Below are 12417 nucleotides of genomic sequence, written 5' to 3' on the forward strand. Positions count from 1 at the left end.
GAGAATTCTTCAGTATTTCATTTCCTGTTTTTTCATACACCAACCTTGCTTTTTGTGTATTTTTTTTGTACATCAAGCCACTGCGTTTATAAAATATTAAAAATTCACCTTTAGCATAACTTACAATTATAAACTAAAACCAACATATTATGAAACATTATCTTATACTTGGTTTTTGCCTTTTGGTTTCAAGGAATGACGAGCTTCCCGAACAGAAACAGTTCGGGAAGCTCGTTTCAGCGCCTTTTAAGCGATTATTGAGATGACTTCCACCCCTTATCGGCAGCAGTAGCCCGCTCTCCATATATACCTGTTTCTCCCATGTAATCCTTGCCCCCAAAGGTATATGTTTCCAAGCCAACCAATTCCAATTGAACCTGCGGAACCGGAAATTGAGTGGGTGTACCTCCTTGGAGTAGATCATGTCTACGCATAAAGGTAAATGGCACAAACGTACCCCCTGCCCCATCGATCTCAATGGCATATTCATAATGCAAAGCCGCCCTTAGCTGATCAGGCGACGTACTTACATCGGATAGAAATCCTTTGGCTTTTCTTGCCGCATCAACGGCATTGAGCTCTCCGGCAGCACCGTCATAATCCTTCAGCCAGAATTTGGCCTCCGAACGCAGCAAGCGCACTTCCTCAGCAAGAAAATAGGGATTTACCGCTCCGGCCACGTTAAGCGTAGACAATCTAGGGTACATCCAGCGCGATCGCATATAGTTGCTGAATAAACCCCGGCCCCGCGCTTCTAAAAGGATACCAAAATTGGTGGTATAAGTAAAATATTGATAAAATCGTTTGTCATCACTTTCAATTGGTGGCAGAATAATGCTGTTATCAACCGGATAATAATTAGGTGTACGCTGGTTTTTATCAGCCAGATAAGGAACCTTTATATCCACAGGTACATAAGAGGCCGTGCCGTAAGGTCGTTCCAACACATCTACCAACGCATTGTAGTACCCGCCAACGGTGGTTGTGATCGTAAAATCTTTCAAAAAACCGCTATCAGCGTAATTTAATACGCTATTCCAATGCTCGGCACCTAAAGATTCTGCCTCTGCCTGATCTCTGGCAACCGACGATAGTATGCGGGCGGCCATCGAATTGACCAATAAGGTAAGGTCTTCTCGAGAGATAGTAACACCCGTAAGAAAATCGAACTTCAGATTCGGCGTCTGCGCTATTAGTTGCAAGGTTTTATCGAGATGTCCTATCCCATTCGCAATCAAATCTTTGTACGAGTGTGAAAATTCCCTCACATTGAGCGACACTTCATCGACTATTAGCCCCCGATCAAAAATCACTCCGAGGTATCCCTGTGCAACCCCTTTAGCATAATATGCACCGATCAGGCAATCCGCCGTTCGATCTGCTCCCGCATCATCGTAAATGGTAATCTGTTGGTTTTCTATCAAATCGACAACCTTCGTTGCATCTAAATTGGCCTGGTAGAAGTTGGAATAAATATCCCGAACAGCGGCATTTCCACGATATGCGGCGTTATTATTCAGTCTTAACCTGGGTTCATTAGCAAAATCCCACCAAGATTGGCTCCCGTTCGTGTTGGTAGATTGATCGGCCCATATACTGAAATGGGATCCCCCTGCATTACTGGTCGATGTCTCGAATACGGTTTGCACGCTGCTTGTGGTCAGTACATAACCCAGACTTTTTATTTTTTGAACAGCTTCTTCATTCGTCAATGTCGACGGATCATCAAAGTCGATCGACTCACAAGCGGTCAACGTCAAAAAAAGGCTCACATAGTAGAATATCTTTTTCATTAGAATAATTATTTTTAATGGCAATGAAGCTTGCCTGCCTACTGCAGGCCGGCATAAATAACCGATGGTTCTTTTCTTTACAGCAATTTATGCAGGTTTCATCTTCAGATCTTTAAAAGTTCAAGGTTAATTTTCCGGAAACAACCCGATATGAAGGGTAATTAAATCCATCTTGACCAATACCATCCACATTTACCCCTTCATAATTTGTCCAAATAAATAAGTTGCGCCCTACCAGTGAGAAACTTGCATTTTGCAGAATTTTGGAGAGTCCCAGTTGTTTCGTTGGGATTTTATACGACAGCGATAGTTCTCTCAATGCCACATAAGTTGTACTTTCAATCCAATAGTCGGTTACTTGTGAAGCATTGAATACCTGCGTTGTGAAATTCAAAGGCTTACCCGCTTGTGCTGACAGTTCCGAGAATCGTGACCGATATACATAAGTTAAATATTGTGCCGTTTCATTAAACTTCTCTCCACCCTGTTGCCAATCCAGAACAGCGTACAAAGAAAATGGCCCATACGTAAACACATTACTGAATCCGACAAGAAAGTCGGGATTCGCTTCTCCTATAATCTTTGCATTGCCTGTAGCCGCGTTCACATAAAACACGGGTGATTCATTGGCCGTTCCATAAGCAGCCTTTTCTACTACGACTCCAAACTCGTTAACCATATAATCACTTATTCTTTTTGATCCGTCACCTGCGTTGGTTACAAAACCTTCACTATTCGTTTCCAATTGACCAAGGTCTGAATGGATACTATAGCCATAAATGGCGGTCGTGCTTGCCCCTACAGATTTTCTGTATCCATTCTGTGTAAACTCGGGCACATCGCCCAGGGAAGTTATCTTGCTCCTTACCCGGCTGAATGTCAATCCCGGAGTCCAGCTGAATTTCGGCCTATCCACCACTTTTCCATTCAATTCAAGTTCTATAGAATTGGATTTAACAGCGCCCAAATTATCATAAATATTAGCCGATCCGGAGATCGGAGCGAAAGCAGGAACGGAAATAAAATCATTCATACTGTTCGAAAAAGCATAATTGAACTGTACATTCAACCTGTTCCATAAAACACCATCAAATCCGATCTCCGTCTCTTCGGTAATGGCGCGTTTCAGATCGGTATTATCATTCTGTGTATACGACACGCCTCCGGCATTTGAAATAGTCACCCGACTATCTTTCGCGCCAAAAGGCGGTAGACTTCCCGCTTTACCATAGGCTATTCGTAATTTCAACTCGGTCAACGGACGCAAGGATAAATCCTCGGTCAGTCTGTACGCAGCAGAAATACGCGGGAAAAAAGCGGTCCCCACATCCCTACCGAATCGTGAACTTTGATCAAGACGACCAAGTGCATCCACAAAAAATTTATCTGCCCATCCGAATTTAGCATTGAGGAAATAACCATGATTTACGGTTTTCTCCCAAGAAGAAGAAAGGACACGTGTGCTAGGTTCCGTAACACCTAGATTTTTCACAGGTGCCGTTAAGTTACGTCCCGACCCATTAAATCCCGTTTCGGACGAAGCCTCATATACATATTTGGCCGTTAGCCCCCAATCTATCCGCCCAATGCTTCTATTATAGTTGAGTTGCACTTGCCCATTTTGCGTCCGACCTCGTAAGGTAGACAAGGCGTAGTTTCCATTATTCAACTCCACATCCGGTGTAATCGTTTGGTATCCTATTGGATAATACTCTTCCGTGTTATACTGTTTTGTTTGTAAAGACACAGCGCCCTCAGCACTGAAATATTCGTTAATGGCGTATTTCAGCTTAGCCCCCAGCAACAAATTTTCGGTGATATAATTATACTCCTGATTACTAAGCCGATAGAAAGGATTTGTCCACTGCTGTCCTGATAGTTCGCTACCCTTTGGAAGATACACATATTTTCCCTCACTATCCTTCTCCGAGAGGTTGATGTGCGGCTCCACCAGCAGCGTAGAATAAAGCAAGCCCGCTGAACGGGTAGACACGGCCTCTGAAGGCGTATCGAAATAGCCATATTGAGCCGTCAACTCTGTGCTGATTTTCGAAGAAGGGCGATAACCAACATTTAGCAACAGGTTCTGCCTTTTATCGGCGCCTACAACTGGAGATACACCCCCTCGATGTTGATTTTGTGCCGACACATACAGATTATATTTCTCGCCACTTGTTGCCAGCGATGCAGAATTGGTGTAGTAAGTCGTTTTGCCCAGCAAATTTTCAGTGTTATCGTAAAAATCTTTATAAGGATGTAAATTTACCGAATATCCATTATCCTGATAGTCAATAACACGAGCGCCGTCCACTAACAAAAACGAACCATCCGGGTTGACCTTGAAATGATGTTTGTTCGTTGTTGGAGGCAATAGCAACATATCGGAGAACCCTACTTCATTATCTACCCTGATAGTAAGCCTGCTTTTATCCCGGCCATTTTTGGTCAGCACCTGAATGATCCCTCCTTCTCCTCTTGTTCCATACAGGGCAGAAGCTGCAGCCCCTTTCACAACCTCAATCGATTCAATATCATTCGGATTCAGATCGGCCAGACTTAAACCGGTGACGAATCCATCAACAACAATCAGCGGTGCGACGTTACCCCCGACCGATTTGGCCCCCCTTAAATACACAGAAGCACCGGCATTTCCTCCGGATTGATCAACACGCAAACCAGCAACTTTACCACGCAACGAGGTGGAGGCATCTAATGCCGGTACGGTGTTAATTAACCCGCTATCCACTTTTGTCAATGCAAAAGACAACTTTTTTCGGCTCACACCTTGCGAAACACCCGTCACCACCACTTCATCCAACAGCTTGTCCAACGGCTCCAATTCAATGGTTATCGGACTGGTTGTGGCAACAAGCGTCTTAGGCTCGTAACTTAAATGGGATAGGATTAGTGTAAAAGGCAGCTTTTGGCCTGTTATGAATTGAAAATCGCCATTTTGATCCGTCTTGACGCTATGCGTCACAGCTGCCAATTGTATGGTGACACCTTCAATGGGTTCTTTGGTAACCGCATCGATTACCTGTCCGACCAGTGATGCATTAACGATCGGTTGAGGTTTTACCTGAGCAAAGCTTGATCCTACCCAAGAAAAGAGCAATAGGTAGACAGAACACTTTCGTATTCCAAAATTTTTCATAATTTCAAATTAGTTAACAGTGAATATTTACAAGTGCCAACGCCAATTGATTACTTGCATGTTTACTGAGCAAGGGGGAAAGTACCGCTTTCCCCTTGCTTTCTACTTATAGACGGAAAGCCGGCCTAAAAGTGAGTTGATAAAACGACTCACTTTTCGTAAATTGCTTTCAAGGTTGCTTCCAGCTCGTCACCCTTGATATTACGCGCAACGATAACGCCGCTTGGGTCAATCAATAAATTGCTGGGAATAAAACGTACACCATAAAGTGCCGCCGCCTCTGTATCCCAGAAAGCCAGATCAGAAGCCTGGGCCCATTCGAGTTGATCATCTTCTATTGCTTTCAGCCAATTCTCTTTTTTCTTATCCAACGAAACACCGAAAACCGAGAATCCTTTATCTCGATACTTCCGGTAAAGTGCTACAATATTGGGATTTTCTTTTCTGCAGGGTGGGCACCAGGCAGCCCAAAAATCCAACAGTACATAACCTTTTCCAAGATGATCCGAAAACCTGATCTTATCTCCGTTAGGGTCTGTTGATACAAAATCAATTGCCTTATTTCCGGGCAGTACAGCTTCCTGTTTCGCTGCCAGCTCCATCAAAATACGTACGTACTGTGTCTTGTTCAACGAAGGGGATAAAAGATTCAGATGCGCCTTTATTTCCGCGGGTGACAGATCATAAGAATAATTGCGAAACAGCACATAGGCCGATACGATCGAGCCGGGATCCTCTTCTATAAATTCCTTTGCCGTGAGGTTCCGTTGCCGCTTACGAAAGCGCTCAAATCGCTCTTGCGCCTGCGAACCCTTTACCTCATAATGGATCCGTCCCTCACTGGCATCAACCTTGATTTCGATAGGTTCACTTTCCAGAAAAACCTGCAATGGATATTCATACCCCGCCGGACGAATGCCGTAAAGTTCGGGTAATGGAACAGCCGTAGTAAACTTAAAGGCACCATTATTGACAAAGGCCGAATCGATCGTTCGAAAAACTTTATTGTCATACTGTTCCAGGTAGACCTTGCTGATTTCCGCTCCTTTGATCGTTCCTGAAATTTGAAGGGGCTTTGCGGTCTGCGCCAAACCCTGTAGGCAGACACCCACTGTTAAAACAGCGATCCATATTATTTTTCTATTCATTATTATATTCTATTAAATTTAAACCAATTCATTTTTATATATCCGAAAACATTAAGCATATAAAATTCAACCGAGAATAACTCCGGACTGAAATGTATATCAAGTAGTTCAAAACACATTGTGATGTATATATTTTAAACACCTACCGATACTGTAGCAACCTGTAGTACTTTTTACTTTATGGAAGCGCGTTTGATAATAGGTTATTCGATTATCCTCGAACATAGAGGAATGGTATCGAACAAAAAAGCAAAGATTTTCAGCTACACATTCGCTGAAATAAGTGTATAAATTTATTACCTATACACTCCACGGAAGTTTGGTTGATGGGAATATTCATCGTGTCTTCATTTATTAATTAATCAAATTTCTGATCTTGTCACTAGCGCTAATTGATGAAAGATGAGCAAATATAAAATATTTTTAAAAAAATCTACTAAACAAGTAGACTTTTTTTATTTAACGTATTATCTTTGGGAGGGCGCACTAAACATGATTTCGCCGGGATTATGGTTTGCTTTTACTTATATAAAACAACGGAACTCCCAGTGACGCTATGATTAAACCGGGCCATGTAAAATTTGGCTTGTAAATCATCAGAAGAATACAAAATGCAAGTCCGGTCAAGATGTACACTGCGGGGAGCACAGGATATCCCAAAGCTCTATACGGTCTATGAACATCCGGCTTTTTGATGCGCAATGCGTAAATCCCTGCGATTGTTAGTACGTAGAAAAACACAGCAATAAACGTAATCATATCTAACAGATCTCCGTACTTTCCGCTAAGGCAAAGAATAGATGCCATGACACTCTGGAGCCATAGTGCATAAGCGGGAACAGCATGCTTGTTCAAGTTGGCAGATTTTTTGAAAAATAAACCGTCCTGCGCCATACTATAATACACCCTTGCTCCCGAGATAATAAGGCCATTGTTACAACCGAAAGTAGATACCATAATAAGGAACGCGATAACACCCGTTCCAATACTACCAAATATGGCTTCCGCGGCAACGATTCCTACGCGATCTTTCTCGGCCCCTGCAATGTCGTTTAATGGAAGCACCGCAAGAAACATCAGATTTAAGAGTACATAGATAGAAGTGACAAGGAGAACACCGATAATCAAGCTTAACCCGATATTTTTTTTAGGATTACGGATTTCACCGGCAACGAACGTTACATTGTTCCATGCCTCATAACTCATAATGGCGCCGACCAAACCGGCTGCAAGCGCTCCACCCAATGCGGGAATATCGGGATACCATTGAATTTCGCCACTCGCTGTAATTTTTTTCAGCGTCCAAACTTCCGACCAATTTTGGTTCCATACCTGCTTATCTAAATGAATAAAGCCGAAAATTATCAATCCACCGATACTCAATACTTTCGTTGCAGTAAAAACGGTCTGCAGTATTTTTCCACCTTTGATTCCCTTGGTATTGATATAAGTCAGCAGCATAATCAATATAATAGCAGCTAATTGTGCAGAAGAAACCCGGAGGTCACCGATCTGTAGAAGAATAAGATCTTCGCTGAACTGCGGAATAAAATAAGCGAGAAATTTAAAGAAAGATACACCTACAGCGGCGATAGTTCCGGTCTGAATGACGGCAAACAGACTCCAACCGTAAACAAAAGCTATAAGTGGATTGAAAGCTTCCTTTAGATAGACATACTGCCCTCCTGCCTTAGGATACATGGCGCTCAATTCTCCATAGCTCAACGCTGCAACAAGTGTCATAATACCACCAATGAGCCACACGGCAATGAACCAGCCTGCCGAACCCGTGTTGCGGAAAATGTCGGCTCCTACAATGAAAATACCGGATCCGACCATACTACCCACCACGATCGATATCGCATCGATCAACCGGATTTCCTTCTTCAAGTGAGTTGACTTAGGTTCTTCTTTCATGCGATAGATGTTATACTAAAGGTGCATTGGTATAGGGTGTTACGGGAGTTTCCGCCGGTATCCTTCCCTGTTTTTCAGAAAGTGACACCGTGGGAAGATGCGGCAGAACCAATCTGGAGAAATAGGCTGCCTCTTCCTGCAATGGAAAACCTGAGAAAATGAAGGCCCTAAATCCCATATCAATGTATCGGTTCAGCTTATCCAGAATCTGATCCGCGCTTCCAACCAAACCACATCCACAGCCTGAAAACACTTTACCGATCGTAGTCCACAAAATATCTTCAACGTAACCATCTTCGTCGGCTTCCTCCCTCAGTTGATCCTGTTTTAATACCCCCAGCGATCGTGAATCCTCACCCCGGCTTCGGATTTCATGTGCCCGTTTATCATCTAGTTTAGAAACCAGTCTTTTAGCATAAGCGCGCGCTTCTGCCGCTGTCTCCCTAACAATAACATGAATACGCAGACCAAAATCGATTTTTCTGCCGTAGCTAGCTGCTCGATCGCTCATCTCCCGAACGGTGGCTGCAAGGCTTTCTTCCCTTTCCGGCCAAGTTAAGAAGACATCGCAATGGCGTGCACAAATGTCACGCGATCCATCCGACGTACCGCCGAAGTAGAGCAAGGGCCCACCGTTTTGTTGATAAGGTTTTGCAGGATCTGCAGGGAGATCAAGGTTATATAAATCACCTTTGAATGTAATTCGATCCTGCGTCCAGGCTTGCTTCAAAATCTCAATGTTTTCAGCACAGCGTTTGTAGCGTAGTGCCGGATCCTCCCGTAATCCAGGAAGATCTGAGTTAATAATATTAATCGCAAACCGCCCTTTTAATAAATGATCAATGTTTGCTAGCATGCGCGCCAATGTCGGTGGATGGATTTCGCCTGTACGTATGGCAGCCAGCAGTTTGATTTTTTTTGTAAGTGGGGCTATACTTGCTGCGAAAGAGATGGCCTCTTGTCCCACAGTATAGGCAGTTGGTAATAGAATATTACTGAATCCGAGCGCCTCCGCCTGCAGCGCTATTTCCTTACAGTGCACGAAGTTACTACGACGATCACCATCCAATACCCCTAAATAAGCGGTATCGCCTCCAATGATATCATCAAACCAGCCTATTTCCGCCACACGTTCTTCCGTACGAATTATCGGGTGAATATGTTGTTTTTCTGTCATGTTCAAACACTATTTAGCGTTTTTTATAAATGGATTTTCCTTCTTTTATTGTCTCCAAAATCTCCACGTCCTTAATCTTTTTTGGATCGATCTCACTGATATCAGCAGACAGAATAACCAGATCAGCCAGCTTACCGGGTTCGATCGATCCTTTGATACTTTCTTCCTGATATTGATATGCACCATTGATCGTAATGGCACGAAGTCCCTCGATGGGTGTCAAACGCTCTTCAGGTCCCACTATTTGCCCCGATCTCGTTTCACGGTTCACGGAGGTCCAAAGTAGAAATAGCTGGTCGATCGGCGTCACCGGATAATCGGTATGATTGGTCGCTATAATCCCTTTCTTTCCGGCTGTTTTAAGCGGACTAAGAAAGTTCGCTCGCTCAGCACCTAAGTTTCGGGTGTGAACATCTCCCCAAAAAAATGCATGGTTACTGAAAAATGCGGGTATAATGCCCAGGTCCTTGTAACTATCCAATTGGTCGGGCCGTACGAACTGCGAATGGATGGTTACCGGTCGGATCGCATTACTGGATTTACCTAACTTATCATTCGCATTCCTAATAGCAGTCAAGTACATATCGATAGTGGCATCCCCATTGCAGTGCACAAAGGGGCGAATATTATGCTGGAAGGTTTTTAGGATAAAAGCATCAAACTGCTCCTGTGTAATATTGGGGAATCCATTACATTCATCATGCGTACAGCCCGGTACGTCAGTCAGATAAGGCTTACTAAAATAAGCGGTTTTCCCTTGTGGCGAACCGTCAGCAATCTGCTTTGTTCCGGCCAGTTTGAGATGATTCTTTAATTCGCCAAATTTATAGGCTGGATTGTCAATTACCTGGTCTAAAATATGGGCACCCGGTAATGCCTCGATGTCTATGATCAACGCTCCGCGATCGGCCGCCGCCTTCAGTAAGGTTAATGAAGGTAGGCTGGTGTAGCCATCTTGGGCCGTGGTGATTCCGCGGCTGGCGTAATACAGTTGTTGCTCACGCAACTCTGCCAATTGCTGTTCCAATGAAGCCTTCGGTTTAGCAGGAATTTTAAGTAGTCCTTTGGCGCTTTCCTGAAGCAGCCCCGTTGGTTCTTGGCTTCCTTTTTTTCGCTCAATTGCGCCACCCGCCGGATCGGCTGTTTCCGATGTGATACCGGAAATTTTTAGTGCCGCTGAGTTTGCAACCCCCATATGCCCATTAATATTGGTTATATAGACCGGTGTATTGGGAAAAACACGATCGAGATCTTCTTTGGTTGGGTGCCGTTTTTCCTCCAACTGATCCTGATCATAGCCAAACCCCTGAATCCACTCGCCTTCTTTTAGCCCCTTATCGCGTTGAAATTGTTGAATGGCACTGACCAGATCGGCGATATTTCTTACACTGCCCATTGGAGGTGATCCCAAGTTTACGGCTTGCCCACGGAAAAGGCCCATGAAATGACTATGTCCGTCAATAAATCCCGGGACAACCGTCTTTTGCTGCAGATCAACCACTTCGCTACCCGTTCTCTTTTGTTTTAGTATTTCTTCTGTTGTTCCAACCGCTAAGATCTTACCATCCTGTACAGCCAGCGCCTCCGCAACTTGATTCGAGGCATCCACTGTGATAATTCGCCCGTTAACGTAGAGCGTTTGAGCCGCTAACGGAGCCGCTAACGGAAAAAAGGAGATCGCTGCCGCCGCTATCGATTTTTTTATTTTCATATCAGTTTATTTAGAGTTCTAATGCATTTTTCTTTCCCATTATCGGGGTGCCAGCTTATTGTATGCCAACTCACTGCTGGGTATCGGCCATACATAGTTAACGGCGTCTGGAGAAATTTCGGGAGCGGTACCGGCATTACCCTGTTTGGCCGGCAATGGCAATCCTTTTCGAAATAATTCCCAACTTCTGAAGCCCTCACCAAGGAATTCGATCCGCTTTTCCGTGTAAATTGTTTCGACAAGCTCCTGCGAGCCTACAACACCGCTATTAAAATTATACCCGGGATCAGATCGATGCCTGATTGCATACAGCAATTCCCGTGCTCTGCTCAGGTCACCCGTCTGCGCGAGCGCCTCGGCATAATTAAGCAGCACCTCAGCATACCGAATCAACGGGATATAATCCAGATAAGGAGCGCTGTTATGGGGAAATTTATTAAGCAGCTTTTGATTGTTGGCATTGGTTACCAACAACTGCTTACGGCGATCTGTGGAAGAAGGATCAGCAAATACTTCATGTGATGCAATTCCTTTTTCATTAAGATATAAAACCGGCGAAAGGTAATTGTAGGCCAGTGCAGCCTGTTGGCCCGGCGCCTCCGAAGCAATTACAAATGGGATCGAAAAAATAGCTTCCGACCCTATGTAGGAGCCTCCGAAGACTTGTGTCACGTCCCCTTCCAACTGGTGCACTATATTGTTTGCACTATATTGATAAGGAGAAAAATCCGGCACCAGCTTGGCTGCCTCAGCGATGAGCTTACCCCAATCCGACAGGGTAAGATATACACGGGTTTTCAGTGCAATAGCGGAAGCCTTGTGGGCTCGCGAAATATTAAGTAAAGCTGAAGAGTACCCGGTTGGCAAGCCCTCTTCCGCCGCATCCAGATCCTGCAGTATCTGATCATACACCTGCTGTACCGTACTAAATGCCAAATCATTATTGCCCCCCGATACCTCAGCGTTCAATCGTAAAGGAAGTGCCAGGCTTTGCGGATCTTGGTTATACGGCTTTGCATAGGTCTGAACCAAACTGAAATAGGTAAAAGCCCGAACAAACTTCGCTTCTGCGGTATACGCTATTTTTAACTCCTCACTTAGAAAAGTCTGACTTTCCAAGCGTTCCAAAAGAATATTGGCCGAATTGATCGTTCGATAAGCAGCCGTCCAGACAGCATTTACAAAATCTCCCGAAGCAGAGATACTTTGGTTCCATACATTGGCGCCAGTTGAATTGTTACCATCGTTCTGACTAAATTCATCGCCTCTTTGTTCATTAAATACAAGGTGCCGTCCTCCAAAATAGGAGGCATTGCTGAGTTGCCCGTACAGGCCATTCACCTGCGCTAGCATTTTTTCAGGCGTACTATAGGCATCTACTTCGGAGATACTGGTTACCGGCGCGAGTTCCAGGGATTTTTTCTGGCAAGCAAGCAGCAAGAACAAGAGGCCAAAAAGAAACAAGAAGGGGCGAAAAAGCCTATTTTTAATTATTAATAATGTCATCATAATCTTCC

At 44.2% G+C, this 12417-nt stretch carries 7 protein-coding genes; all 7 read right to left on the minus strand.

The window, feature by feature from the left end; translation table 11 throughout:
• Window positions 1-254: 254 nt before the first annotated feature.
• The 7 genes from RYH73_RS19210 to RYH73_RS19240 all read right to left on the minus strand — a co-directional run bounded on the left by RYH73_RS19210 (window position 255) and on the right by RYH73_RS19240 (window position 12409).
• Window positions 255-1793: a hypothetical protein gene (locus tag RYH73_RS19210; RefSeq protein ID WP_335315095.1), complete on the minus strand. Its 1539-nt coding sequence runs from the start codon at window positions 1791-1793 to the stop codon at window positions 255-257.
• A 112-nt stretch (window positions 1794-1905) separates the two neighbouring features.
• The gene (locus RYH73_RS19215) at window positions 1906-4947 is read right to left on the minus strand and encodes a SusC/RagA family TonB-linked outer membrane protein (RefSeq protein WP_335315096.1); all 3042 of its coding nucleotides are present in this window, start codon (window positions 4945-4947) and stop codon (window positions 1906-1908) included.
• 149 nt (window positions 4948-5096) lie between these two features.
• The gene (locus RYH73_RS19220) at window positions 5097-6095 is read right to left on the minus strand and encodes a TlpA disulfide reductase family protein (protein ID WP_335315097.1); all 999 of its coding nucleotides are present in this window, start codon (window positions 6093-6095) and stop codon (window positions 5097-5099) included.
• A 507-nt stretch (window positions 6096-6602) separates the two neighbouring features.
• Complete coding sequence (locus RYH73_RS19225) at window positions 6603-8012, minus strand: APC family permease (protein ID WP_335315098.1); 1410 nt, start codon at window positions 8010-8012, stop codon at window positions 6603-6605.
• Between the two features lie 10 nt (window positions 8013-8022).
• Window positions 8023-9189, minus strand: a complete 1167-nt coding sequence (locus tag RYH73_RS19230; RefSeq protein WP_335315099.1) for an LLM class flavin-dependent oxidoreductase — start codon at window positions 9187-9189, stop codon at window positions 8023-8025.
• Window positions 9190-9202: 13 nt separating this feature from the next.
• Window positions 9203-10900: an amidohydrolase gene (locus RYH73_RS19235; protein ID WP_335315100.1), complete on the minus strand. Its 1698-nt coding sequence runs from the start codon at window positions 10898-10900 to the stop codon at window positions 9203-9205.
• Between the two features lie 39 nt (window positions 10901-10939).
• The gene (locus RYH73_RS19240; RefSeq protein WP_335315101.1) at window positions 10940-12409 is read right to left on the minus strand and encodes a RagB/SusD family nutrient uptake outer membrane protein; all 1470 of its coding nucleotides are present in this window, start codon (window positions 12407-12409) and stop codon (window positions 10940-10942) included.
• Window positions 12410-12417 lie beyond the last annotated feature (8 nt).

It is taken from the genome of Olivibacter sp. CPCC 100613, from assembly GCF_036959255.1.
Classification (GTDB): domain Bacteria; phylum Bacteroidota; class Bacteroidia; order Sphingobacteriales; family Sphingobacteriaceae; genus Olivibacter.

Bases quoted from the DNA above. Each gene is read 5' to 3' on its own strand.
- RYH73_RS19210 (WP_335315095.1), bottom strand. From the start codon at position 1,793: ATGAAAAAGATATTCTACTATGTGAGCCTTTTTTTGACGTTGACCGCT.
- RYH73_RS19215 (WP_335315096.1), bottom strand. From the start codon at position 4,947: ATGAAAAATTTTGGAATACGAAAGTGTTCTGTCTACCTATTGCTCTTT.
- RYH73_RS19220 (WP_335315097.1), bottom strand. From the start codon at position 6,095: ATGAATAGAAAAATAATATGGATCGCTGTTTTAACAGTGGGTGTCTGC.
- RYH73_RS19225 (WP_335315098.1), bottom strand. From the start codon at position 8,012: ATGAAAGAAGAACCTAAGTCAACTCACTTGAAGAAGGAAATCCGGTTG.
- RYH73_RS19230 (WP_335315099.1), bottom strand. From the start codon at position 9,189: ATGACAGAAAAACAACATATTCACCCGATAATTCGTACGGAAGAACGT.
- RYH73_RS19235 (WP_335315100.1), bottom strand. From the start codon at position 10,900: ATGAAAATAAAAAAATCGATAGCGGCGGCAGCGATCTCCTTTTTTCCG.
- RYH73_RS19240 (WP_335315101.1), bottom strand. From the start codon at position 12,409: ATGATGACATTATTAATAATTAAAAATAGGCTTTTTCGCCCCTTCTTG.